Genomic DNA, 26022 nt, shown 5'->3' with positions numbered 1-26022 from the left:
TCGGGGCTTTTTAGTTTAAATGGATTTTCAGTTTACTTCAGTGATTTCATATCAATCACGAAACGATAGTGAACATCTCCGGCAAGCGTGCGTTCGTAAGCTTCATTGATCTGATCAATGTTAATCATTTCCACATCCGAAGTAATGTTGTGTTCAGCACAGTAGTCCAGCATCTCCTGTGTTTCTTTAATACCGCCCACAAGTGAACCAACCAAGCTCCTGCGACCACCGATCAGTTGAAAAGCATGAACATCAGAAGGCTTTGGTGGTACACCCAATAGTACCATCACGCCATTCGTGTTTAACAATGCCAAATACTCGTTATAATCATGTTCTGCAGAAACGGTGTCAATGATAAAGTCAAAGCGATTGGCTAAGCGTTTCATGTTTTCTTTATCAGTCGTAATTTCGAAGTGGTGTGCACCAAGTTCCTGCGCATCTTTCTCCTTGCTTTTTGAACGGCTGAGTACGGTAACTTCCGCACCCATTGAGGAAGCAATCTTTACGGCCATGTGGCCAAGTCCACCTAGTCCAACAACAGCCAGCTTATCCCCAGCTTTCACATTCCAGTGGCGAAGTGGCGAGTAAGTTGTAATACCTGCACAAAGTAACGGCGCTACTTTTTCCAGTGGCAGCTTGTCCGACACACTAAGCACAAACTTCTCGGTAACTACAATGTGTGTAGAATAACCACCATAGGTGATTGTCTTCTTGTCTTGCAGTAAGGAGTTGTAGGTTTGGGAGTGCCCGTTTTCACAATATTGTTCGTTATCCTGCGCACAGTTATGGCAGTGCCCGCAAGAATCCACGAAACAGCCTACACCAACGGTCTGTCCAACCTGGAAGCGGGAAACCTCGGCGCCAACCTGGGTAACTTTGCCGACGATTTCGTGTCCGGGAACTACAGGATACATGGTTCCACCCCATTCATCACGCGCGGTGTGAATATCGGAATGGCAAACCCCGCAGTATAGAATTTCAAGTTCAACGTCTTTCGGTCCGCAGGATCTGCGATCCAACTGGTAAGGTGCTAATGGTGCCTGAGGCCCTGTAGCTGCATATGCTTTAACATTCATAATTATCTTTTACAAGGAAACAAATACATCGGCCGTATTGATTTAGCATATTCGAGAAAATGAAGAATTAAGTCGCACATGATTAGTTAAAACCAAACTTTAACGCATTTCGTTGTATATTATATTATTACTAGCCCCTACCTATATCGTACAAATATGACCGAAAAACCAAAACACCCAAATTATAGCCTTACCAAGAGCCGCGAGGCCGTGCTCTTCGATGAAGATACCTACATGAATCCCATACCAAGGGCGGTGATCAGACCCAACTCCTCCATCCTGTTGGATGGCGAATGGAAGTTCGCTTTGGATAATGAGAATCGTGGTTTAAGTGAAAACTGGTTTGTCAATCATAACTATACACAGAATGCGCATTGGCCCGGCAGTGTGGAAGCACATATTTCACAGGTGAGCCCGGGTACCAACAAGTACTGGCACGATCAGGTAATTGTATGGTACGAACGAACCTTTCCCCTTCCCAAGCCCGTGGATACGGGCCGCAGTGGCTGTAATCAATTGCAGTTAACCTTCGGTGCTTGTGGTTACGAAACACGCGTGTGGCTGAATGGTATACAACTGAAGACCATTGAAGGTGAGTTTGTTCACATCGGAGAGTATACCTCTTTCTCCTATGAATTGGATGAGACCATCCTGAAGCCGGAAAACAGACTCACCATTCGGATCATGGCGACCATGGATGCAGATACCACCAGAGGAAAGCAGGAATCCGCGGTTTATAAACGTGGAGGGATCTGGTATCAGACCTATTCCGGCGGTGTAAGAAGCATCTGGCTGGAAACGGTAGAAAAGAACCGTTTACGTTCCAGGGTCGGCGTGGTAAGTTATGTGGAAGATAACCTGGTGCGGTTTAACCTGACCACCAGGATCCATGACCCTGGCGTATACAAGATCAGACTCAATGTTTATAACAGAACCCAGAAGGATGCAGAGCCAATTGCAACGGATGAATTTCCTTTAACCCTTGAAGCAGGTCAAAAACAGCAGCGCCTGGTGCTTGAGGTTCCGGATGCGCAGGTATGGTCGCCAGAAAACCCACACTTGTACAGACTGATTGCGCAGCTCATCGACGAAGATGGTTATGCATCTGAGATCGAAGCGCACTTTGGCCTGCGTAAAATTGAATCCCGCGGCAGCGGTATATACCTTAATAATAAGAAAATATACATCAATGGCATTTTGTACCAGCCAGGTATGGCCAGCTATGAGCAGATCAAAAAGCACATGCATGCCATGAAGAAGCTTGGCTGTAATCTGGTGCGTATCCATATCGCCGGGGTAGATCCAAGGATTTACAACCTGGCGGACAAGCTAGGGCTCCTGTTATGGGTAGAAGTTCCAAGTCCACATCGCTCCAATGCGACAAGTCGCTCCAATCACAAGGCTGAGCTGTTGCGCATGCTCGCACTGATTGGTACGCACCCTTCTGTGATCATCTGGAGCTTGTATAATGAAGACTGGGGTGCACAGGATATCGCCACAAGTGTTGAGACCCGCTCTTATATCATGGATATGTACCACTACATGCAAATTGCACATCCACAGTTTTTGGTGGTCGACAATGATGGCTGGCAGCACATCTCCTTTGAAGGCAGGTTAAAGAGTGATATACTAACCGCGCATCTTTATACGCCAGACCTGGAGCGCTGGAAAGAACTGCTGGATGGATTGGTAAACGGACAACAAACGGGTATTGCAGCGTTCCCGTTGGTTGTTGGCGATCCATTCTTCTTCCGCAAGCAGGTACCGCTTATTGTAAGTGAGTGGGGCGGCTTTGGCTTTGCCGATTATGGTGGCCCTGCGGATGATAGCGAACGTACTGCATCAATTACGGCATTTAAAAAAGAACTTCATGCCCGTCCGATCGCTGGCGATATCTATACCCAGGCAACCAATATTGAAGATGAGAAAAATGGATTGATTGACTTTGAGACCGGCGAACTAAAAGTACCTGAAGGCTTATTGGGAAACCCAGAAGAATAGGTGCATAAAAAAAGGCGATCTGACGATCGCCTTTTTTTTGTGTTTTAATGATCGTTGAAGATCAATTTAAAACTACTGAACTGAAGTTTTTAAAGCTTCCGCTTCTTTTAAATGTTGTTGTAATGATGGTGTTTTATTCTCAGCAAAATGTCTTAGATCAGCAGCAGGAACGCCAGTGTTACTTGCCGCCTGTGAGAACAATGTAACTGCTTTCTGATGTGATTCAACCATCATTTTAGTGAATTCCTTGTCGAAAGTTGCGCCAGTAAATAAACCAAGTAAGTTGATGTTGTTCTGATCTGCAGGATCAATCGTTGCCGGAACAGCAAGCTCCATAGATTTCGCAAGATCCGTTAAGTCTACACCCACTGCGGTATGTTCTGTTACCATTTTGCTGGCAAACTGTTTAATCTGTGGATTTTGGGAGCGTGATTGTGCCAGGGTAGCAGCAGCAACTTCAAATTTATTATTGGTAAGCGCCTGTGTTACGAAGGTCTGATTTTCCATTTGGTAGTTTGCATTATCATCATCATCAGACTTACAAGACTGAACAACGAAGGCAAGAAACATAACGGCAAATAATACTTTTAAGTAGTTGAGTTTTTTCATTTTCGGTGGTTCTTTTAGTTGTTTCTTTAATATAAACAGCAAAAGAGCGAAAATATTTTAGCAAAGTGTTTCTTTATTGCACAGCGCATCGCATATTGTGATATTTTATCACAGTTGTGGAAACTGGCGATCTGTGGTATTAAAGCGGATTCTATTCCGCTTGTGGGATGGTGAAAGCAAAGGTACTGCCTTCGCCAACAGTGCTTTCTACCCAGATTGTACCGCCATGTTTAGCGACAAACTCCTGGCAGATCCGTAGGCCCAGACCTGTACCTTTTTCTCCTGAGGTACCATAAGTTGTGTAGTTGACGTTTCTGCTAAACAACTGCTCGGCTATGTTTTCGGGTATACCCTGACCACTATCGATCACCGAAAACTGAATGCCTGAATCTACCTTGACCGCCCGCAGTAATATGTCGCCGCCCTTTACAGTGAACTTAATGGCATTGGAAACGAGGTTCCGGATGATTGTCTCTAACATACCGGTATCGGCAGTGATGCTTAAAGCGTGTTCAACATCTAGATGAATCTCGACGCCTTTATTAATGGCCATCGGTCGGATGCGCTCAATGCAGTGTTGCATAAGGATGTATAAATCTGCCGTACGAACCGGATTAAAGGCGAAGGCATTAAACTGTGCTTTGGCCCAGGTCAATAATTCTTCGAGCAACTCATTTGCATTCGATAACTCCTGCTTCATCTTAGTAAGGTAGACATGAATTTCCTCGGGCGTGGTAGATTCATAATCTTCTAAAGTAAGTTCAAGCAGCTGAAGACTTCCTGATATGGGGTTCCGCAAATCATGTCCGATGATGGACAAAAGTTTGTTTTTCTGCTCATTTGACTCCTGCAATTCTGCGATTAGAGCCTTTAATGCATTTTCCTGGAATTTCCGTGCTGTTACGTCGCGCAGCGTACCCTCAGTTCTGGTTTCTCCACGGCTATTGGTAACTAACCTTGCATTTAATGAAGCGTACTTCAACTGGTTATTTCTATTCTTTAGTCGTACTTCGTAATCAACCACAGAATGCTCATCCATCAGGCGTTTAACCGTTTCTAAACGATCATCATCGTAATAATAGAAGTCGCCTGCATTTTTACCGATTAATTCTTCTCTTGTATAACCCGAATATTGCTTGATGGATGGTGAGACTTCCACAATATAGCCCTTGCTATCTGTTGAGTAGAAGACATCCTGAACGTTCTCGAATATGCGTTTATATTTCTTGTCGCTCGGCGTGAGCGCGCAAATGTAGCCGCTGATGGAGCCGTCGTCTTCAAGCACGGCCTTAGCAGTGCCGCTGTACTCTAGCGCTGGTGTTACCGAGTCTGCAAGCATTTCGAAGCGACTTTCTGCGGTACCCTGCAGGAGGTCATCAAGGAAGGGTTTTAAGTTGAGGGTTGTGGCGGGTGACAACGACTGGAAAGACTGGCCTTTAAATAACGCTGCAGGCTGGTTCAACAGATCAGCATATTGTGCGTTCACTGCCACGTACGTGTAGTTTCGGTCTAAAAGAAAAGCAGTGCCAGGAATGAAGTAAAAAACCTCTTCAATGGCATGTAGTTTATTTGTCATAGCGATAAAGCTAAACGCCTCACATAGACAAATATAGGAAGCTATCTACCACATTACGCATTTATAATGAGATAAACAGCTCCACTTAAACTTTGTGCCTGCTTTAGGTCAGGGAAACCTTATTTGCCAGAAGTTCATTGTAGCGCTCCAGAAGATCAATGTACTTGTCTTTCCAGTAATGCTTGTTCAATGGATCTTCGATAACGTCTTCCTTTGCCTGTGCGGAACTTGTGCGTTTCTTTTCCTTGTTAAAATCTTCCGCGGTAAACAAATGTGGCAATTCCACGGAGAAGTCATGATCAATGGCGCATCCTATGCGATAGATAATTTCTGGTTTTAGATGTGGTTGGTTGAACCAGTTGTAAACTGATCGTCTGTTCACGTTGGTTAGGCGTGCAACGTCACTTATCGAGTGCCCATTTCTCCTTACTACCTTTTCTAAAATTTGTCCGTGATGAATCAACATAATATTTTCTGGTTAGTGGCTGATTTAGTTTAAAACACAAGTAAGCAAGTTGGCATTGTGGAGTACTGTGTAACACTTTTCTCACTTGTAGAACTTCTTACTCAATAATTTCCCATGTTCGGCGTACATATTTGCATAAAGCACCTCAGAAACCGGTTGGGGCATTAATGCCTAATATTCCTGCTTATATATTTCAAAATCTGTTCCTACTCTCCAGATATACTAATTTTTAAATTACGGATAAGTACCTGCTAATTAGCTGAGGCTGGGGATGATGCCAAATAAATGATGATTATTTTCTACACTTTGGGGAATCAAATGTGCATTCATAAAAAAAGCGCATGATTTCATGCGCTTTTTACTTTAAACAACTTGCTTATACCTGGTCATCAGGCTTCACTTCTGCCCCTTCTTCATCAATCATCATCCGATCATTTCCTGTATTGTGTTCCGGATCTTTTACATTGCCACCGCCAGTTGTAGTGGTGTCATTGTTTACATTTTTACTGTTATCAGCACCAGCAGTACCTTGCTCCTTTTGCTCGTTTGTTGTGTTTTGTTCTTCGTGATTTGCCATAATAGTAGATTTTTAGCTATATAACAGCGCAGGACGTAGATGGTTGTCGAAATTAACAGGTTAATCTGATTTACTGAACCAGGATTTAACCTTTTGTCCCCAACTTTTATCATCCTTTTTCCGTTCATCGCTACCAATCAGGTAAGCAAAAGGTTTCAAGGCTTCTATATGTTCAAACAGGATCTTGGTTATGCCCAGCAGTGGAATCGCCAGGATCATACCCGGAATGCCCCAGATCAGCTCGCCTGCAACAAGTCCAATGATGGTAAATAGTGGGTTTATACTAACCTCTGCCCCTACGATTAACGGTTCTAGCAGGTAAGTTTGAATAAACTGCACCAACCCGTACACTACCAGGATACCGATGACCATGTTCATGTCGCCACCCTGTACCAAAGACATGGCAACGGTTATTGCAGTTCCTGTCAGGTTACCTACGAAAGGTACAATCTCCAGTAAGCCGCATAGGATTGCAAAAAAGATCGCATGCTCCACGCCCAGTAAGCTGAAACCAATGCCATACATCACCCAGAGGCAGACTATCATCAAAAACAAGCCACCAAGGTATTTGACCGTGATCTGTTGGGTGTCATCCAGCACCGTTAACGCGTTTTGACGCTCCACCTGCGGAACAAGCCTGATGATGAAACCCTTAATACGGCTACGCAGATAAATGAACAGGAACACATAGACAAAGACCAGCAATGTGTCCGTCAGAAAACCTGTTATGCCACCCATCACAGCGGTGACCACACCCGTCATCTTCCCGGAGGATGATCTCTGTTGCTCCTTAATAATCTGTTCCTGCTTTTGTTCCGATACCCCGAGCTGCTGACTGACCATGTCTTTTGCCTGTTCATACTTCTGGGATATGGTCTGCTCCAGTTTCGCGGTATTGCTGGCAATGTCCGACATCTGCCACCCGACGAAGAAAAGCACGAGTCCTAAAAAGGATATGAGCAGCAGAATAGCGGCCAAAGTAGATAATGCTTTGTTTATGCCCTTACCTTCAAGCCAGCGCGTTGCTGGCAACAACAACATGGAAAGCAAAGCGCCAAAGGTTAGCGGCACCAGAAATGGTTTTCCAAGGATCAAAGCGCTCACAATCAAGAACACCAGCGCTACTATGGCAAGTGTTTTAAAGAGTTTGGGATTCTGCATCTATAAACATTTTTCTGAATAAGGTTAATTTACGGGATTTTGTTTGAAGAGGCATCAGGCTAAATGGCCCAAAGTACCAGGGATATCGATTAACTTTGGCCAATGGAATATTTTAAGGCACTGCAGGAATTACTAAAGATAGAGCGGGATGAAGACTTTAAACAATACCAGGCACTTACGGAACGGATTCCGGTTACGATCAGACGCACGAATGGCCTAGCCTGGTACCCTATTGCGATCAGGAACACGGAGCTTAGCCGTGGCGACTACATGAGTGTCGAGTTCGAGCGGACCACGCATCATGAGCTTAGCCATCAATTTCGTTTCGGAGCCATGGTGGCCCTCTTTTCCAATCATGATCCTGCAGATCGTCTGGAAGGTGCCATCACGTATGTTGGCGGGAACCGCTGCCGCGTTAGCTTCAGAGTGGACGAGTTACCGGACTGGACACGGGACGGTAAGCTGGGCTTAGATCTGTTGTTTGACAACAACAGCTACAATGAAATGGAACGTGCACTGAAGGAAGCAAATGAACGGCTTACCGGACCGCAGGCAAGTACGGATGACTTGGTAGCGCTACTTACAGGTAGACGCGCACCTGTGTTTGAGGAACGTCACAACTATGCCATAGGCTCGCTAAACGAAAAACAACAGGAAGCGGTAAACAAGATACTCGCGGCGAAAGATCTGGCGATTGTTCATGGGCCGCCAGGAACAGGTAAGACCACGACGATTGTGGAAGCCATCAAGGCCATGCTGAAGAAAGAAAAGAAGCAGATTCTGGTTGTAGCGCCGAGCAACACCGCTGTAGATCTGCTTACAGAGAAGCTCGCGACCCAGGGGCTGAATGTACTAAGAATTGGGAATCCTGCGCGGGTGTCCGATGCACTTCAATCCTTAACCCTCGACCATAAGATATCGACACATTCGGAGAAAAAGGAGATCAAGGCACTGAAGAAACAAGCGTCGGAATACAAGAATATGGCGCATAAGTATAAACGTAATTTTGGGCGTGCTGAGCAAGAACAGCGGAAAGCGCTCTTTGCGGAGGCCCATAAGATCATGAAGGAAGTTGAGCGGCATGAACAGTATATTACGGACCAGGTGATAAGCAATGCTTCAGTCATTACCTGCACGCTCGTAAGTGCGAACCATTACACCATCCGGGATCTAACATTTGAAACCGTGTTCATTGATGAGGCCGGACAGGCGCTGGAACCCGCTTGCTGGATACCGATTCTGAAAGCAAAGAAACTTGTACTTGCAGGTGACCATTGTCAACTGCCTCCAACCATAAAGTCCCGAACCGCAGCAGCAAAAGGGCTAAGCATGACACTAATGGAGAAAACGGCGACGCTTTTCCCTGAAAGTCTGACGCTACTTGAGGAGCAGTACCGGATGCATACCGACATCATGAACTTCAGCTCTGCCGCCTTCTATGCGAATCGGCTGATTGCGAATCCAAGCGTTGCTTTTAACACCTTGTTCCCCGGTGATCAACCTTTTCTTTTCATTGATACGGCCGGCTGTGGCTATGATGAGAAACTGGAAGAAAGCAGCATATCTAATGTAGAAGAAGCACAATTTGTACGCAGGCACCTGAGGATGTATCTGGAAGAACTCGCACTGCATTACACAAAAGATAGCTTCCCTTCCATTGGGATCATCTCCCCTTACCAGGAACAGGTGAAAACCCTGCGTCCGATGATTGAGGAGGATGATGTTTGCGCTACTTTCCAGGAGCATATCAACGTAAATACGATCGACAGCTTTCAGGGACAGGAAAGAGATGTTATTTACATCAGTTTAACGCGCAGCAACGCGGAGCAGCAAATTGGGTTTTTATCGGATATCAGGCGAATGAACGTGGCCATGACCAGAGCCCGTAAGAAGTTGGTGATCATTGGCGATGGGAGTACTTTGTCGAAGTCCGAGTTCTACATGAAATTAATGCATTTTGCCGAAAGCCTGGAGCAGTATCAAAGTGCATGGCTGTACCTAACAGATTAAGCAGGACGCCAGGAGTCTTTGTAAGAGACCACATCTGATTGTGATACGTCTATAATTGATTGTAATTGCTCCTGATGGTGGGCTTTAAGGATTTCAGGTGCGACCACTTTCACGTGACCCATCCACATGTAGATCCAGCCGATCAGTTCCCGATTGATGCCGCAGGTCAGGTACATGCGCACGTTTCCGCTAGGCAGCACCTCAAAGCGCTGTGAGTGGTGCCAGCTGTGCGCCCGCACAAAAGATCCGGTTAGTGAGGCAAAATCGAGTATGACTTCATATACTTCATCATCAATGTTCTGACTTACACCAAAACGTGCCTGAAGATTCTTATCCAATACAGTCATGTCTTTTTTGAAAGCAAAAGTCTGGTTGCTTAATTTAAATGTGGAAATCTGGAAAAGGTCCATTACCAAGCATTTTTTTGAACCATCGACCATGCCCGCTACAAAAAATCCGCCGCGATGGTAGATAATTTTCATCGGCAAAAACAGGAAAGGGAACACTAACGATTTGTACATGGAAACGGAATCGCCATGACATTCGATGATCTCTATCGCTCGATGATTGCTTACGCTCCAGAGGATCTGATTGAATTTATCTTCAAACTTTTGGTCGAACACAATTTCATTGAAATGGGTGTTGAGCATGGATAAGCCATCCCAACTTCCATTGTTCTCTACTTTGCTGCTATTTAAATGGCTGGCAAAGATGTCCCTGAACTTATCGAGCGAGCTTTTTCTGCCGATAGCAATACCGGCGAGAATCATTAGTTTATTAATCAAATAGGTGTCAATGTCATAATTATTGATCGCTCCAGATCCATTGTTCCTGTTGATCACATAAAGTTTTTTATTGAACTCTTGGTTTTTGAGATCCAGGCGTTCCTCTGCTCGTAAGAAAAAGTTGCCGACATCGTCGAGATCACGATATAATTGACGGCTGCTTACGACCGTGCCCAAGGCCTGCAGTTCTTTTTGTAGAGAGTCGATTGTCTGCGGTGAATGACTGAGCAATCCGTAAATGAGCTTTAAACGTTCTAATTGCTTCATAGTTGACATATTATGACAAGGTGTAGAATTTTTTCGTTTCAAACCTAAATAATATAATTTATCTTCGATGTGTTATTAAACAAATGATTAACCTGATTTTGTTTTAAAATAGTGGATTAGAACCAAAAGATGTATTATAATGTCTCTCTTAGGCAGTTTCAAGACGTTGGGACTGCCTTAATCGTTTTAGGGATGTTCTTAACTGTAAGACATAATTGTATCTTTAACATTAAAACAGACCCTTGCCATACATGAAGCAGTTCGATGCCATTAAACAAATCCTGGATAGCTCAGCAGTGTACTATTTGATCCTGGTAGATATGAATAGTAATTATGCCTACCTGAACAAAAAATATTTGAAGGCATTCAATCAAATTCATGGCGACTTGATAGGTCAACATTATTCCAAGACAATCCACAAGGATGATTTAAATATATGTGTCAGTGTATCTCAGCAATGCTTCGCACACCCGGATCAGGTTTTTCCAGCTACGCTAAGGAAACATGACGGGCATGGTGGGTTTATCATCACACAATGGGAATATAAAGCCTTGTTTGATGAACATAACAATCCCGCAGGTATATTCTGTATCGGCAATGACATCACGGAGTTTGTAGAAACGCGTTCGACGCTTGAAGAAACACAAGCCTCCCTTAGCAACGCCCATATTACACTGGAGGAAATTGCCCATATCCAGTCACATGTAATCAGAAAGCCAATCGCGAATATCCTGGGGCTGTCGGCATTACTGGAGAGCACGGACTCCGTTGAAAGCGTTCGAGCGTTGGTGCTGATGATTCAGGATAGTGCGAAGGAGCTGGATGAAGTCATCAAGAGTGTCTCGAGAAAGATTTAAGCCTTGAATTTAGCCTGGTTGCCATCCGAAAATTCGGGGATTTTTATAGCTTTATGATTTGTAAACCTAAAACTCGAATCTAATGGCTAATTTAAACCGTAAAACATTCATATTAAGTGGTGTGGCACTTGCTGCCGGCACCGTAGCCTCTGCAATGCCATCGACAGAAAAAAAGAAATATCCTGTAGTGCATCATGCGCTTTTCTGGTTAAAAAATCCAACCTCCATGGCTGACCGTGACAAGCTTGTTGCGGGTGTAAAAACCCTTTCGAAGATCAAAACCGTTAAAGAATTACGCGTAGGCGTAGTTGCCAGCACGGAAAAACGTGAGGTTGTAGATAACAGCTGGGGTGTTTCAGAGCTAATGTTTTTCGATGACCTTGAAGGTCAGGCCAGCTACCAAACGGATCCAATCCACCTGGAGTTTATAAAAAACTGCGAGCACCTTTGGGAGAAGGTAATTGTATATGATGCAATTGAAGCTTAATTCCCTTTCCGAATAGTTTGAAGAACAGCATTACTTCTGCAAGTTAAACGTTGCAAGATAGTAATGCTGTTTTTTCAATCCCTGTGCGGGGTCAGATCCATAGTTGTAAGAAAATCCGAAGGAGATCTGTATGGGGTTCGTGAGTAGATAGTAATCTGCAGCGGCCTTAAACAACTGGCTGAACTTCTCTGACGTTAACGTTGAGTTCACTACAGCATACCTACCGGCATAATCTAATGATATTTCCCAGGTTTTGTCCGGTGTGATCATCTCCGTTTCTGGTGAGCGAAGCCTGTTTCCCGCTAATAAGTATTGAAACTTTACCAGGGGTCTAATGATGGTTCCATTGTTACTTTCTTGTTTCGCGGCGAAATTACTTTGAAGCTCCAGGCCCGGATTAAAAGCAACGAGATGGATCAGCTTCCTGTTTCCCCGAATGGTGTAGGTGTTTAGATTGATGCCTTTTTCACCGGTACGGAAGGGAATTGCATCCATATTGAAGATCAGTGCACTTGCCGTATCCTGAAGGTTCCTGGAAAACTTGATTGTAGGTGTAAAGTACCACTGCTTGTAAGTTGTTTGTGCTACATTTCTGATGATGTTTGTGCGTATGGTTCCGGAGAAACCCGTTTGCCAGCTATGTTGTGCTTCATCAATCATGGTATTACGGTGATATTCACCAACGAGCTTTCCTTCTACATTCAGGGATTTCCCAAGCTTATAGTTGGCAATCGGAAGACCGATGCCACCATCAATGAGGTACGAAGCATCTTCATGCCGGGGAATTGTCAACTGAAACCTTGCTGGTGCATTCCTGGTCCCCGCAGAACCAAAAGACTGACGCAGCTCCAGCCTATTGAAAAAACTGGTGCTTTGCGCGTAACCTGCAAGGGGTTCAATCATTATGAACGCCCATGCTACGAGTATAACTGTTTTCAACTGCTTCATAGCTTTCCTTTTACCATTGCGATACAATCCGATACTGTATTTGCGCCTGACACATCCTTCAACCGTACAGCTGCAGCTGGATTAAAGCGTTTAGCAACTTCATCCAGCAGATCTGCTAGAAACTGATAGGCGTAATCTGTAGGCAACAAGTTACCAAGGGAGATCTGGTCTCCAAGGTTGCTGGGATCTTCTCCACCCTGACCTGCAGCAAATAGAATAGCCCTTTTCACTTCATATGCGATATCCGGCTGCGTGAGTCGTGAAATACTCTGACGGGCGTAGGTCTGTGCAGCAAGTGCATAAGCCCTACCATTCAACCGCTGTTGTTCAGCAACTTGCAGTTGAGGAGATGCGCTAAGCAACAGTTTGATGGCTTCCTCCCGCGCGGACCTTTGTACTTCGATCTGGTCTGTTCCGGAAGGATAAGCCTCTGCAGCCATGATCTTATCCTGCGCAGATAAGGTGCCTTGCTCCGAAACATAACAGGGAGAGGAAGTTCCGCTGACAAACATCCATTCCGGAAAAGCATAGTGCATGATCGAGTATTTATCATACGGGGAAAACGTCAGACCGCCAGCAGGCATTTCCTTTAGGTTGTGATCCACCTGTTCTTTGGACCAGAAGTTTGGTGGCCCTGCCAGATAATCATAGAGCTTGTCCCAGTCGAAGTCACATTTCGAAACGGGTGATTGATGTTCATGATGAAAGCCCAGCGCATGACCGAACTCATGTAGTACCTTCCCCTTCCAGTTCGATGGAAGTACACGATCGAAGCCTTCCAGATTTAACGTAATCTCGCCAGTGGCACAGATTTCAGGATCCAAGCTATCCGTACCAACAAAGGACCAGTATCCGGGATCCTGGAAGCCCACCCGAATGGAAGATGTATCATCTGCTACCCAGGTCCGGTATTCGCCGGTTTCTTCATTGTAGCCAAAGTCGAAATGTATGTTTGCATGCTGCGTCCATTCCGAAGCCACTTCAGCAATGCGCCGGTGCAGTTCAGTGCTACCGCCTTTGAAACTAATCGTTAAAACCGGTTCGTCCCATAACAGCAGATCTTCCATGACCAGCTGTAATGGTCTTCCTTCGAGGGTACCTGGAAGTGCTTCCTGGCGCCGCTTGTTCCTAAGTTCTAATCTACGGATGATTTCTTGCGGGTAGCCTTCCAGAATGGGAATTGATTGCTGATCCATAATGCATTTATTAGTGTTTACATTGGCAAGTCGAAGCGTATTGTAGTCGCGAGTGCAGGAAAATCGATGAACGGATTTCTATTTCCTTGTAACAGGCAAATCTCTCTGTTTCTATGTTTTTCATACAGCGTAACGGGTTCCTGTTGAGACCAGCTGATGATTGTTTGAATTGCCGCAGCATCATAAACCTTGATGGCGCCAGGGTAACGAACCAAAAAGTACAGTACCGCCCTGGCAACGATACCTCTATTCCGCTCTGGCTCGAAGCGTCCTTGCACCGCATTGCCGCATTCAGACCTTATTTTCTCAACATCATCAAGCGGATAGTTTGGGAGGTCGGCATAAGGAAAGTTATTCCGGAAGCTGTTGCAGCCAGACTCGCATGCAAAAAGATGATGAAGGTCGCCACGCATGGGCTCCTGTTTGTTGAACCAGGACTGGCAAACGACATGTTCACAATTATATGGGAGTGCAGCTTCCAAGGATTCCACTGCTTCATCGAAATGTTTGGCGGCCATCAGTTCGTCTCCTTTGCCCAATTCAATAAAGCGTAGCTGTCGCTCGATATCGACCTTCTGATCCGCTAAGATTAGTTCCTGAACGCTGAATGGCTTGCCGGAATATATGCCTTGGAGCTGCCCATCTGGATGAATGTCAACAACTGGGTATACATATTTTGAAGGATTGTAGTTATGGTGTGTGCGGTGTGTATCGGAAAGCAGCTCGTGGATTTCTTCAAAGGTCGCCTTTGCAGGATCCGCAAGCCTGGAGTAGTATTGTTGCTTGAGGTCCGCATCGGCTGCTTCCGGGTAATAATTGCTGCCTTCTACCCCATCCACATCAATGCCTACAGATTTCCGGATGTCTTCGACATTCCGCATCGGTTGGAAATGATGCCATAATACTGGAAATTGAAGCGCAGCAACGGTTGTAAGATCATAAACGATGGTACTTACCCGAATGCCTTCATTTTCAATCCAGTCGACCTGCACTTCCCCTTGCGACTTGTCCCATAGCGCTCCTGAACGGTTTAGAATCTGTCCTGCTTCATTGTATCGCGGCACGCCTGCATGGTGCACAGCAACCACCTCCCATTTATCATTGAAAACCGGTGCGCCCGAGGAACCACTTTTCGTATCCGTAACATATCGGATGAATTTGGGCAATGCAAGATTAGTAACTTCATTCTGCCGAAGGGCTACCTTCTTCATCTTCCCGTCCGGGTGTTGGATGATAGAAACTGCATTTCCTTCCTTGATCTTACCTAAATTTGGATTTAAGTGGAGGTAGCCAAAGTCCTGAATGCGGGCAAATCCATCCGTAGACTTTTCTCCTACCCAAATGATGGTATAATCTAGTGCCTCATTTGTATAAAAGAGCGTTTGCGGCTCGAGGTTGAATACTTTGGCAGATAAGGGCAGGTCATTTACACCTTTTTCATAGTTGAACTCCGCGTAGGAAGCGTTTGCATAACTCACATCCGGAAGCACATGATGATTGGTAATCAAAATTTGTGGTGCAATCAGAAACCCAGTGCCGAAACCTTCTTCCCCATTAGGAGAATAGATACTGATCCTGCATACTGCACGTCCGGCCTGAACACCTTTTTCAAGGTAACTGACGTCAAGGGTGTCATCACCACTGATGATGCGTTCCCGCAGCAGCCGATCATTGATCAGCTCAGTGATGTTTACGTGATGCTCACGCAGGTAATTATTAATTTGCTTAGGATTAACAGGCTTTGTGTCTGCCTCATCCGTTCTCCGATCGGAAATGTACTTGCGGTATACGACACCTGTGAAAGGAGCTTGTCCCTCCGCTGGTCTCGCTGGAAAGTTGTTTTCTGATGTTATAACCGCATCGGGTGTTTCATCTAACGCGCTGGCACCGGTATAGAAGAGCCGCTGTTCGGTCATTTTAATCTGCGCGAGGAACTTCTCGAATGTCTTCATGTTGAGGGCTTGCGTCTTAATGCTTAAGTTTTCCGGATCACAAGTTTCCCTGGACCTACTTCCTTTATGGGTAACTGCTCAGCGCTACCATCTGTATAATGAATATTGACCGTTTCTGCAGTGATGTTCCAATCTCCGGCAACGGCCTGGGGTAAATCTGTACTTCCTGGACTCAGGTCCAACACGCTTCCATCCTCCTGAAGCTTTAATGCACGCCTACCTCTTGATCTTGGAAAGTCAAAACCCTGCGGTCTATATACCATCTCATCCGGGCCATCTTCTTCAAAGGAATGAATCCAGTGGCCACAGAGCTGATCGTTCCGGTATGCAACCATAGTTTATGTATTTTGAAACAAACTTGCGCGTGGACCAAAGATCGTTGCGTTCATTCTGGCGGCCTGCCCTTCGGTGAACATACACATCGTGTCATCGTCAACATAATCCATATAGTTCATGAACATATCGCCGTGCGGCGCATTGTTACAGGATACAGAGGGGAAGCTGGGTTTTTGATAATTTGGACCGAGTTGATTTGGGGTGTCATCCACGTAATCCGTGTCTGCACAGCTGCTGCCTCTCCCGTCTCCGAAGATATGCGAAAGGTTAAGATAGTGCCCGATTTCATGTGTGGTGGTACGACCAAGGTTGAAGGGTGCCCGAGCTGTACCTGTGATGCCAAATGCCCGATAATCGATCACAACCCCATCCGTTTCGGGAGGCCCTCCCGGAAATTGCGCATAGCCCAACAAGGATTCGCCGAGGTTACAAACCCAGATATTAAGTATGCGGTCCGTCGGCCAGGGATCAATACCTCCAGTCGCACTAGCCTTCATTGCGTTGTCTGTTCCAAACCCGGTTACGGCTGTCTCCGTCCTCGTGATGCCAGTAGCTGTATTGCCGGAAGGATCTACCATGGCCAGGCGAAACTCAATATTGGCATCCGCAACCAGACCCGTCCATACTTCTGGCACATTTGATTTGTCATCATTCCTGGAACGGAAATCTTTGTTTAAGACTTCAATCTGACTGAAGATTTGTTCATCTGAGATGTTTTCTTCGGCTTGATTATAGAGTACGTGTACCACAACTGAAATGGTGACCGGCGTATCCAATCTAAAGGTTCGTTTGCGTTCCAGTAATTGGCCGATCTCATCTTCAATGTTTGCTTGTGCCCTTCTGTATTCGGGGAAAGCTTCTACTTGTTTATTGTAGACCTCCATGGTCCCACAATGCCGCAATTTGATATTCTGAGCCATTTGATTCTCAGTAAGGTTAAACTTAAATGTTCATGTATTCCTCCATAATCAGTACAGCATCGGGGTTCCCCTGTTGCACTGCAAGGTCAAGCGCTGTAAGTCCACGATTGTCTTTGATATTAAGATCTGCACCATGTTCCATCAGGAGTCTGACCAGGTCATTCCGACCGAACAGCGTGGCAAACATCAGTGCTGTGCCGCCGTTACCATGTTGAAGATTCAAATCCGCGCCATGTGAAAGCAGCAGTTCTGCTATGGGTAGATAACCTTTGAAACACACCCCCATTAAAGCAGTATTTCCGCCGGCATCGTAGGCATTAACATCTGCACCGGCTTCAAGCAGCATCCTTGTGGCTTCAAGTTGTTCGTTGTAGGATGCAACGATGAGCGGGGTAAAACCCCGCGCATCAATTGTATTTACGTCAGCACCATTTTCGATAAGCTCTTTTATTTTGGACAAATCGCCGGTTCTCACTGCGCCAAATAGCTGGCTATTATAATCTTCCATGAACTGCTTAGTAAGGTTTAGCTTCAGTTGAATCTGTGTTTGCTTGCTGCACACCATCAGCACCTTGCTGATCAACAAAACTGGCCTTTTCCTTCGCCATCATTTCTGCTTTCATTTTCAAGCCTTCAGCAACCCTTCTGCCATAATCCTCATCGCATTGCGTGAATAGCTCTACCATTTTATCCTGGATATGTTGTTCAGCAGCAGAGATACCCCCAACAAGATTCGCAATCAGTTCATCTCTTTCCCAATCTTCGAAGTTGCGGTAAGTCTCACCGGCCTGTTTAAAGTTGTTTTCACGATCAATTCGCTGTCTCACCAACGCAGCCTGATAATAAGGCGTATGGTCTTTGCCTGCCTTAGGTGCTTCTTTCAAGCCGTTCAAACTTGATGGCTCATAGTTCACATGCGGGTTCGTACCTTTAGCGATATCCTGGTAAAAAGCCATCTGCCCATCACGTTGATTTGTCGCAACATGTTTACGAGGTGAATTGATTGGCAATTGCAGGTAATTTGTACCTACCCGATAGCGCTGTGTATCAGAATAAGAGAAAGTTCTACCCTGAAGCATTTTGTCATCAGAGAAATCTAGTCCATCTACAAGTACACCTGTTCCGAAGGCCGACTGTTCAACTTCCGCGAAATAATTCACAGGATTACCGTTCAGGGTCATTTTACCGATTGGATACCATGGAAATTGGTCGTTCGGCCACAGCTTGGTATCATCAAGTGGATCGAAGTCAAGCTCAGGATGTTCACCATCCTCCATGATCTGAACGTTCAGTTCCCATTCCGGATACTCCCCTCTTTCGATGGCCTCATAAAGATCTTGTGTAGCGTGGTTGAAGTTGTTCGCCTGGATCTCTGATGCTTGCTCGGAAGTAAGGTTCTTAATGCCCTGCAATGGCTCCCAATGATACTTCACCAACACGCCAACGCCCTCGCTGTTCACCCACTTATAAGTGTTTACACCTGAACCTTGCATGTGGCGGTAATTTGCCGGAATTCCCCATGGAGAAAACAGGAAAGTCACCATATGCAGTGTTTCTGGTGCATTGCTGATGAAGTCGAACTGTCTTGCTGAACTTTGAATATTTGTTACCGGATCTGGTTTAAATGCATGAATAAAGTCGGGGAACTTAATCGCATCACGGATAAAGAAAATCTTCAGGTTATTACCAACCAGATCCCAGTTACCATCTTCTGTGTACATCTTCACGGCAAATCCACGAGGGTCACGCAGTGTTTCTGGCGAATGCCCTCCATGGATTACAGATGAAAAGCGCACAAATAACGGTGTGATCTTTCCTTTTTCCTGCAAGAACTTTGCGCGGGTGTATTTAGAGATGTGGTCCTCGCCTACAGTACCGTAAGCTTCAAACACGCCATGTGCACCAGCACCTCTGGCATGTACCACACGTTCTGGTACGCGCTCTCTGTCGAAATGCGACATCTTTTCCAGGAACTGGTAGTTCTCTAGTGTAGCCGGTCCGCGGTTACCTACAGTACGGGTATTCTGATTGTCATATACAGGGTGTCCTTGTCTTGTTGTTAAAATATTTGTACCTCCACCCGCACTTTCCTGTTCAGGGGATTTGTTGTTTGGTGAAGTGTTGTGGCTGTTGTTAGTCGGTTCGATCATAACGATAAAGTTTAAAGTTTAACAATTTGAGCACTAGTTAGTTTGAAGTTATTAAACTTTAAGCCATCATTCCAAACTTAATGTCAAAGCTTAACAATTATGTTATGCAGCCATGCTAAAATTAATATCAGTATAGCTTTAAACCCCAGGTCAGCCCTTTAATACCCAAGACAAAACTGGCGCATCAATAATATAAAAACGCGACTTTAAGGCGCTATCGGTATGCCTTAAAACATTTTCAACGTTAGACATATTATTATAGTTAATATTATGGCAAACTCCGTCGAACAATCGTCTAGTCAGCCGCATATGGCTGAAATTGTAGAGCGCAATATTGCTTCGCTGCTTGAACAGCGAAAGCAGGAGGAGCGTAAAAAATCTACACAGGATAACATAGCCGACGTCATTACGGGTTTTGCAGGCAGCATGGCCTTCGTTTACATCCATCTTTGCCTCTTCGGCATTTGGATCATCTGGAATTTAGGCTTGCTCGGACTCCCACCTTTTGATGAGTCTTTTGTGGTGTTGGCCATGTTTGCTTCAGTAGAAGCGATCTTCCTCTCTACATTCGTGTTGATCAGTCAGAACCGGGCGAATCTGCAGGCCGATAAGCGGGCGGATCTGCATCTGCAGGTCGGATTACTTTCCGAACATGAGGTTACACACCTGATCACCCTTGTCAGAGCAATAGCCAAGAAAATGGAAATTGAAGATGCATATCATCCCGAGCTGGAAGAACTTGCACAAGATATCCGGCCGGAAAATGTGATGGCAACCATGGATCAGAAAAATAAAGATCAAGTAAAATAATAAGCATAACTGAATAAAATGAGTGTAACAAGCGTACCGTCTAAACAAGTCACAAAACAACCATTCAAGCCTTTGATGTTCTTTTTTAAGCTTCTAGTTCCACTGGCTTTTCTGGCATTTTCGCAATCGGAGGCAGCTGCACAAGCAGAGCTATTGAGTAAGGATACCGCTTCGGCAGCGGCACCTGTTGTTTACGCCCCGGATTCATTGGGCAGGCGATTTCCCAGAGGTACCGTTGAAGGCTTCATTAAAGCAGCGGCAAGGGAAGAATATAAAACCGCAGCCAAGTACTTAAATTTAGACACCAAACTGAAGAAAACCCCCGACAGTGTAAAGGTTGCAAGGGCATTGCAGCTTATACTTGATCAGGGTAAAATCTATCCATATTCATGGATTAGTGATAGCCCCGCCGGATTGCCGGACGATAATCTTGGCCCTAATCAGGATCGTGTAGGCGCCGCCACCGTCAACGGTGAGAGCTTCGATCTTATTCTTGAAAGCATCACAGATACTGCTGGCGCTCCGATCTGGCTCTTCTCTTCCCAAACAATTCAGCGTGTTCCAATAGACACTGCCATAGTCCAAAACCCTACCATCGTAGAACAGGTATCCCCAGGCTTCCTAGAAGAAACCGAATGGGGCGGTGTTCCTGTCGCACATTGGTTGGCTATGGTACTCATCATCGTCGTTGCTTACGTACTCGCAGGTTTAATCATCAGATTGCTGGTTTACCTGATCCCCTTAGTTTGGCGGAAAGCCAGAACAGAGGCAACCGCCGGTATCATCCAGTCTTTTGTCCTCCCCTTTCGCCTATACCTTGCGGTTTGGATCTTCGTGGTGAGTAGCCGTGCAGCGGGCATATCCATCATCGTACGTCAGCGCCTTAATGATCTTACCGTCATCGTCGGTGTAGTCGCCTTTCTTTTATTGCTTTGGCAATTGCTGGATTTCATTACGCGGCTGGTAGAAAAACGTATGCTGCACCACGGCAACCAGTCGGGTGTATCGGCATTACTTTTTCTAAGACGCGCTGCGAAAGTTGCCCTTGTGGTATTCGGCAGTATCATCATTCTGGATACCTTCGGCTGGGATGTTACCACCTGGCTAACAGCACTTGGTATCGGCGGTATCGCTATCGCGCTGGGTACCCAGAAAACCGTAGAAAACTTTGTGGGTAGCGTGACCTTAATCGCGGACCATCCAGTTCGTGTGGGCGATTTCTGCTTAGCAGGTAGTGTATTAGGTACCGTTGAACAGATCGGCATGCGCACCACTAAGATCAGAACACTAAATCGGACGATCGTTAGCATACCAAATGGTGAACTTTCTTCCACTAAAATTGAGAACTTCGCCCCGCGTGATAAATTCCTGTTTAATCCTGTGTTGGGCCTGAGGTATGAAACGACGCCTGAACAATTACGTTTTCTCCTGGTAGAGCTTCGCAAGATCTTGTTTGCGCATCCTAAGGTAGATTCGGGACCCAGGATTCGCTTCGTCGGCTTTTCCCCGGATGCATTGAAGCTTGAGGTATTTTCATACATTAAAACCATCAGCAATGACGAGTTCCTTGAGGTTCAGGAAGATTTGTATCTGCGCTTTATGGAGGTTGTAGAGGCTTCCGGCAGTGGCTTTGCCTTCCCTTCTCAAACGCTTTACTTTGCGAAAGATACCGGTGTGTCTCCCGAGAAAACGAAAGCGGCGGAAGACACCGTGAAAGCATGGCGGGAAGCTGGTGATCTTCAGATTCCAAACTTCAGTCCGGAGAAAATCATGGAACTAAAGGATACCCTGAAGTATCCCGCAGCAGGCTCGAATATGGAGCCGAAAGATTAGTTTAACCATTTAACCTTAAACAACTGTTACCTTGAAGAATATACTCCTTTGCACGCTCCTAATGGTGCTACCTTTAATGGTCTTTAGCCAGACGGAGAACACTGTGGACAGTCTTAAATCGGATTCATTGGGCAAAGGCGGTGTCAAAGCCATTAAACCCGCAGACTCCACTTACAAGCAGTATGATGTTGCGGATGCAATCAGGAGTATTTTCACGCCCAACAAGCCTGTTAACCCATACAAGAAGAAGTCTGGAATCACGCTGATGCCGAACGTTGCTTACAATCCTAGCATCGGTGCCCAAATCGGCATTAAAGCCGTCGCGGGACGTGTACTTGGCAGAGATCCCAACACCTTGATGTCGGTGGCTGCAACCTCTGCCTCTATTACCACAAAGGGTATTCTATATGTCTATCTAAGTCACAACGTGTTTACCCCCGGAAACAAATGGAATCTACAGGGTAGCCTTGTCGCTGCTAAAACCGTTACGCCCGACTTTGGTCTGGGCATTGGACATGGCTCATACGCGAGTGCTGAAGATGAAGCCTTAAAAAACCCCGACCGGACACCGTATGTATTGCACGCAGAATTCTATAACTTTCGAGAGAAGGTGTATAAACAGGTTCGGGAAAATCTATTCTTTGGTGCGGGGGTGTCCTTTGACATCAGGCGTAACGTGGAAGATCGGAATTCAAACACTGAGCTTACCCCTTACAACATTTACATGGATGAGCATGGCTTCAAGAGAAGCGGATATAGCGCCAATGGCTTGTTGTTTAATATCCAGTACACCACCCGGGATAACCAGAACCGGGCGTATAAGGGCATTTATGCAGATGCCGGCTTTAGGTTAAATCAAAGCTGGATGGGCAGTTCGAAGAATGCGGTACAGTTTACCACAGATTTCCGTAAATATTGGAGCCTTTCGAAGCGCAATCCAGACCATGTACTCGCTTTTTGGAACTGGGGCTCTTACCTGGTGAGTGGCGACTTACCTTACCTGGAGCTACCTGGCCCTGGGAAAGATGTAGGTGCAAGAAGTGGCCGTGGTTACACCATCGCGTACTTCAAAGGCACTAATTACTTCAATTCTGAAGTGGAGTACCGTTTTCCAATAACCAGAAACAAGTTCTTAGCAGGGGTTACTTTTTTCAACATCCAAACGGCGAATGATGAACGAGGCACGAAACTCTTTGATAAATGGCAACCGGGAGGGGGTGCAGGGCTCCGTGTATTGTTTAATAAGGCGACGCGCACTAACTTGTGCATTGATTATGCCTTTGGTAAGTTCGGCAGAAGTGGCTTATTTCTGGGGCTCAACGAAGCGTTCTAAACCGCTTGCAGGCGATCCTTCCAGCGATCATACTTTGCTTTCGCTTGCTCCGGCATAGCATTCATATTTCCTTCTGCTAGTGCGATCAGGGCATTGAACACCGCCTCCAAGATTAGCTTGCCAGCGATGATATCGCTTAGCACCGATACATGTGTGTAAGACTTGCTTTCATTTGTGTGAAATATTGCCTGGTTCAAGACCTTGCAGATCGACAGCAGCGAATCTGTCGCCTGCTCCAACGCAGCTTCAAGTTTCTGCGGCCGACTTTTAGCCTTGGATTTCAATATGCTGCGATATTCATCAAAGGCCAGTAGGTCTGCCTCTGCAGCGTCTGCCAAATGTATCTGGATGGAAGAAAGTGCTTTAATTTTGGCCCTCAGAAAACGTCTGTCGGCAGTTGCGCCTGATTTCTTCAGGCTGATGCGCAAGCCCATCAGGATCATTGCAGCAGTAAGGCTGGCATTCGTCATTAACACACAGCCACCGGTAATTTCCGGTCGCTCCTGATTCGTTTTACTCAGAAACTGCTTAAGGGTAAGCTCAAGAACATGCATAGCTGATCCGGTTGTTGCGAACTATAACTCGGCTACACGAAACGGGCGTATGTCTACCCGGTCCCAAACTTTTGCGGTGATGTAAACTTCGTGCTCCAACCACTCGTTTAATGCTTCTTCCGTCTCAAACTGCATGACCATCATTGAACCAATCATCATTCCCTGATCATTCAATATCGCGCCGCCAAGAATGTGATTTCCGCTTTGTTTAAGTTTACGAACACGTTCGAGGTGCAGCTCACGCACGCCCATTCGGCGTTCCAATGCTTCAGTATCTGTATGGTCGTAGCCGGTAATAAGGTATTGTTTCATAGAAATTTGGCGATTATGCAATATTAGCTAAAAACCCCTACTTACGTTTAATGTTTGCTGATTCCTGCTTTTCAAAAACTAAAAAGTGCTGGAGTGGTAGAAAGCTACCTTGCTGAACCATACGGAAGCCATTAGCAGAAAGTTCACGCTGCACCTGTTTAACGCTCATCTTATGTGCCGCCTTAATTTCTACCGCCGGATCCTCTGCCTTATATTCAAGCAACAAGAGTTTTCCTGTCGGTTTTAGCGCCCGCTTGATGGACTGCAGGTATTCCATAGGGAATTCCAGCTCATGGTAAACATCCACCATAATCAGAAGATCTATGCTGCTGTCCGGCAAACCCGTGCTTTTGATGCTGCCCTTTAGCACCTGAACGTTGTTCAAGTTCAAGGATTTACTTTTTTCCACCAGATATTTTATGGCGTCGTCTTGAATTTCTACCGCATAAACCTTGCCTTCCGGAACACGTTTCGCAATCCTGAATGCATAAAAGCCCGAGCCGGCACCTACGTCAGCAACAACACTGTTCTTGGTTATGGGAAGTTTTTTGATTGCAAGATTGGTGTTTTCTTCTGTGGTGCGGCTGTTTCGCTCCAGCCAGTCCACCCCATCAAAGCTCATGACACTGGCAATTTCCCGGTCCATGTAGACCTTTCCTATACCGTCCCTTGATGGTGATTTGTATGAATAGGTGCCATCGTTCGACTGCTGTCCGCAAGCGGAAAAAGTTAAACTCAACAGTAAGGGCAGCAAAAACGTTATTCTCCGTGTAGCCATACCTGAAGATCGGAAATAAATTTAAGCTGCAGCAGGTTAAACACTTAAATACGAAACATTAATAGCATGCAAGATCCATATCTGCGCAAAAGCTAATGAAATACTGGTAAGGTTATGCAGTTGCCTCTATGCCGACTTTGTTTGCGCTGCAACGCTGAAGCGCAGGATGTCTTCGATTAGACCTATTGGCAGCTCCTCTTCTAGCGGCAACTGAATGGCACCTTTGCTTGTCTTGTATGCTCCAAGCGCTTCCTTGAAAGCTTCAACTGCGGCAGCGCCTGGATACAGTCCTATATGCTTTTTCGCTAAGCCAAAATGGATAAGATTTCCGCGAAGTTTGAAAGTTGGAATGCCATAGCTGATCGTCTCTTGGGCAGTAGGTACATTCTTTTGAATAATGGCGCGAAGTTGTTCGAGCAGCGTTCGATGTTCAGCCGGGCAAGCTTCAATATAGGCGGAAATACTATCGTAAGTTTTCATCAGCTTCGGCGATTTGCTTCAGGATTGTTAAGCTCCGTGGATAGGTCTCCAGCATATAACTGCGGTATTCCGCATCTACATCCACCTCAACGCGGACGCTTGTGCCGTGATTGATGCTTTCAAAGTAATAGTTCTCATAATTCCCCACAAAGGACTGAATGGCATCACCTTCTGTGATTTCGTTGTCACCATCCAGTACACCAATAAACCGGACGGACACAACCTTGTTTGGTACATACTGCTCAACAATTCCGACCATCCCCCCACGTTTGCCATCGTTATCTAACATGGTGAACATGATTTTTGCATCCTGCGCCCATTCGCCTTCATAGGCTGACGTTGGCGAGAACACTGCCGTCCATTGTTTATAGGTCTCCGGTGCCAGCATGGTGTTGAACACCTTTTCTACCGGTGCATTGATTTCAGTTGTAAATTCAAGTCTTTCCATGATTCAAGATTAAATTTAAGTGATTAGGCCATATGATTACGCGGCGGCCATGTGCATCATTCCCGATATTCAAAACTAATGCATCATACCACTTATGCAC

The 26022-nt window shown here is 45.7% G+C and carries 26 protein-coding genes; 7 read left to right on the top strand and 19 right to left on the bottom strand.

The window, feature by feature from the left end; translation table 11 throughout:
- Nucleotides 1-32: 32 nt before the first annotated feature.
- Entirely contained in the window at nt 33-1079 is a 1047-nt protein-coding gene (locus tag IEW69_RS06335) for an NAD(P)-dependent alcohol dehydrogenase (RefSeq protein WP_308420566.1), read from the bottom strand.
- Nucleotides 1080-1232: 153 nt separating this feature from the next.
- Between IEW69_RS06335 and IEW69_RS06330 the strand changes: the two genes are divergently transcribed.
- Entirely contained in the window at nt 1233-3077 is a 1845-nt protein-coding gene (locus tag IEW69_RS06330; protein WP_188625985.1) for a glycoside hydrolase family 2 protein, read from the top strand.
- Between the two features lie 72 nt (nt 3078-3149).
- Here IEW69_RS06330 and IEW69_RS06325 read toward each other — a convergent pair whose 3' ends face one another.
- The 5 genes from IEW69_RS06325 to IEW69_RS06305 form a co-directional block, all read right to left on the bottom strand.
- On the bottom strand, nt 3150-3686 hold the full coding sequence (locus tag IEW69_RS06325) for a DUF4142 domain-containing protein (protein ID WP_188625984.1): 537 nt from the start codon (nt 3684-3686) through the stop codon (nt 3150-3152).
- A 151-nt stretch (nt 3687-3837) separates the two neighbouring features.
- Nucleotides 3838-5262, bottom strand: a complete 1425-nt coding sequence (locus IEW69_RS06320) for a PAS domain-containing sensor histidine kinase (protein WP_188625983.1) — start codon at nt 5260-5262, stop codon at nt 3838-3840.
- A gap of 103 nt (nt 5263-5365) precedes the next feature.
- Nucleotides 5366-5728 (bottom strand): helix-turn-helix domain-containing protein, encoded by a 363-nt coding sequence (locus IEW69_RS06315; protein ID WP_188625982.1) that lies wholly within the window; start codon nt 5726-5728, stop codon nt 5366-5368.
- 376 nt (nt 5729-6104) lie between these two features.
- Nucleotides 6105-6305 carry a hypothetical protein gene (locus tag IEW69_RS06310; protein ID WP_188625981.1) on the bottom strand — a complete coding sequence of 67 codons (201 nt, stop codon included), beginning with the start codon at nt 6303-6305 and terminating at the stop codon, nt 6105-6107.
- A 60-nt stretch (nt 6306-6365) separates the two neighbouring features.
- A complete protein-coding gene (locus tag IEW69_RS06305) occupies nt 6366-7466 on the bottom strand; it encodes an AI-2E family transporter (protein ID WP_188625980.1) in 1101 nt (366 codons plus the stop codon).
- Nucleotides 7467-7568: 102 nt separating this feature from the next.
- Here IEW69_RS06305 and IEW69_RS06300 point away from each other — a divergent pair, with 102 nt between their 5' ends.
- Nucleotides 7569-9476, top strand: coding sequence for an AAA domain-containing protein (locus IEW69_RS06300; RefSeq protein ID WP_188625979.1), 1908 nt, complete (start codon nt 7569-7571; stop codon nt 9474-9476).
- Here the strand turns inward: IEW69_RS06300 and IEW69_RS06295 are convergent.
- Nucleotides 9473-10528, bottom strand: a complete 1056-nt coding sequence (locus IEW69_RS06295; protein ID WP_188625978.1) for a helix-turn-helix transcriptional regulator — start codon at nt 10526-10528, stop codon at nt 9473-9475. The genes IEW69_RS06300 and IEW69_RS06295 overlap by 4 nt on opposite strands.
- Before the next feature lie 251 nt (nt 10529-10779).
- Here IEW69_RS06295 and IEW69_RS06290 point away from each other — a divergent pair, with 251 nt between their 5' ends.
- Together IEW69_RS06290 and IEW69_RS06285 are read left to right on the top strand one after the other, a co-directional pair.
- Nucleotides 10780-11385: a PAS domain S-box protein gene (locus IEW69_RS06290; RefSeq protein WP_188625977.1), complete on the top strand. Its 606-nt coding sequence runs from the start codon at nt 10780-10782 to the stop codon at nt 11383-11385.
- Nucleotides 11386-11467: 82 nt separating this feature from the next.
- A complete protein-coding gene (locus IEW69_RS06285) occupies nt 11468-11872 on the top strand; it encodes a Dabb family protein (protein ID WP_188625976.1) in 405 nt (134 codons plus the stop codon).
- A gap of 30 nt (nt 11873-11902) precedes the next feature.
- Here the strand turns inward: IEW69_RS06285 and IEW69_RS06280 are convergent, their stop codons facing one another.
- From IEW69_RS06280 to IEW69_RS06250, 7 genes are read right to left on the bottom strand one after another with little or no spacing between them, the layout of a single operon-like run.
- Complete coding sequence (locus IEW69_RS06280) at nt 11903-12820, bottom strand: hypothetical protein (protein ID WP_188625975.1); 918 nt, start codon at nt 12818-12820, stop codon at nt 11903-11905.
- The gene (locus tag IEW69_RS06275; protein ID WP_188625974.1) at nt 12817-14016 is read right to left on the bottom strand and encodes a zinc metalloprotease; all 1200 of its coding nucleotides are present in this window, start codon (nt 14014-14016) and stop codon (nt 12817-12819) included. Before IEW69_RS06275 ends, IEW69_RS06280 begins: the two co-directional genes overlap by 4 nt.
- A gap of 17 nt (nt 14017-14033) precedes the next feature.
- On the bottom strand, nt 14034-15968 hold the full coding sequence (locus tag IEW69_RS06270) for an endonuclease (protein ID WP_188625973.1): 1935 nt from the start codon (nt 15966-15968) through the stop codon (nt 14034-14036).
- A 23-nt stretch (nt 15969-15991) separates the two neighbouring features.
- Nucleotides 15992-16303: a hypothetical protein gene (locus IEW69_RS06265; RefSeq protein WP_188625972.1), complete on the bottom strand. Its 312-nt coding sequence runs from the start codon at nt 16301-16303 to the stop codon at nt 15992-15994.
- 3 nt (nt 16304-16306) lie between these two features.
- A complete protein-coding gene (locus IEW69_RS06260) occupies nt 16307-17224 on the bottom strand; it encodes a zinc metalloprotease (protein ID WP_188625971.1) in 918 nt (305 codons plus the stop codon).
- Between the two features lie 22 nt (nt 17225-17246).
- Nucleotides 17247-17732, bottom strand: a complete 486-nt coding sequence (locus tag IEW69_RS06255; protein ID WP_188625970.1) for an ankyrin repeat domain-containing protein — start codon at nt 17730-17732, stop codon at nt 17247-17249.
- 7 nt (nt 17733-17739) lie between these two features.
- Complete coding sequence (locus tag IEW69_RS06250; protein WP_188625969.1) at nt 17740-19374, bottom strand: catalase; 1635 nt, start codon at nt 19372-19374, stop codon at nt 17740-17742.
- A gap of 270 nt (nt 19375-19644) precedes the next feature.
- Here IEW69_RS06250 and IEW69_RS06245 point away from each other — a divergent pair, with 270 nt between their 5' ends.
- The 3 genes from IEW69_RS06245 to IEW69_RS06235 are packed head-to-tail and all read left to right on the top strand — an operon-like array spanning nt 19645 to nt 23350.
- Nucleotides 19645-20184 carry a DUF1003 domain-containing protein gene (locus IEW69_RS06245; RefSeq protein ID WP_188625968.1) on the top strand — a complete coding sequence of 180 codons (540 nt, stop codon included), beginning with the start codon at nt 19645-19647 and terminating at the stop codon, nt 20182-20184.
- Nucleotides 20185-20202: 18 nt separating this feature from the next.
- Nucleotides 20203-22017, top strand: a complete 1815-nt coding sequence (locus tag IEW69_RS06240; protein WP_229663538.1) for a mechanosensitive ion channel family protein — start codon at nt 20203-20205, stop codon at nt 22015-22017.
- A 31-nt stretch (nt 22018-22048) separates the two neighbouring features.
- Nucleotides 22049-23350, top strand: a complete 1302-nt coding sequence (locus tag IEW69_RS06235) for a BamA/TamA family outer membrane protein (RefSeq protein ID WP_229663537.1) — start codon at nt 22049-22051, stop codon at nt 23348-23350.
- Here the strand turns inward: IEW69_RS06235 and IEW69_RS06230 are convergent.
- From IEW69_RS06230 to IEW69_RS06210, 5 genes are all read right to left on the bottom strand, one after another.
- Entirely contained in the window at nt 23347-23904 is a 558-nt protein-coding gene (locus tag IEW69_RS06230; protein WP_188625967.1) for a cyclodeaminase/cyclohydrolase family protein, read from the bottom strand. The genes IEW69_RS06235 and IEW69_RS06230 overlap by 4 nt on opposite strands.
- A 21-nt stretch (nt 23905-23925) precedes the next feature.
- Nucleotides 23926-24216 (bottom strand): YciI family protein, encoded by a 291-nt coding sequence (locus IEW69_RS06225; RefSeq protein ID WP_188625966.1) that lies wholly within the window; start codon nt 24214-24216, stop codon nt 23926-23928.
- A 37-nt stretch (nt 24217-24253) separates the two neighbouring features.
- Nucleotides 24254-24955, bottom strand: a complete 702-nt coding sequence (locus IEW69_RS06220) for a class I SAM-dependent methyltransferase (RefSeq protein ID WP_229663536.1) — start codon at nt 24953-24955, stop codon at nt 24254-24256.
- Nucleotides 24956-25120: 165 nt separating this feature from the next.
- The gene (locus IEW69_RS06215) at nt 25121-25474 is read right to left on the bottom strand and encodes an iron chaperone (RefSeq protein ID WP_188625964.1); all 354 of its coding nucleotides are present in this window, start codon (nt 25472-25474) and stop codon (nt 25121-25123) included.
- Complete coding sequence (locus tag IEW69_RS06210; protein ID WP_188625963.1) at nt 25458-25922, bottom strand: SRPBCC family protein; 465 nt, start codon at nt 25920-25922, stop codon at nt 25458-25460. Before IEW69_RS06210 ends, IEW69_RS06215 begins: the two co-directional genes overlap by 17 nt.
- Between the last annotated feature and the right edge of the window lie 100 nt (nt 25923-26022).

The organism is Pedobacter quisquiliarum (assembly GCF_014642175.1).
GTDB lineage: Bacteria > Bacteroidota > Bacteroidia > Sphingobacteriales > Sphingobacteriaceae > Pedobacter > Pedobacter quisquiliarum.
This window is presented reverse-complemented; position numbering and strand designations above follow the sequence as displayed.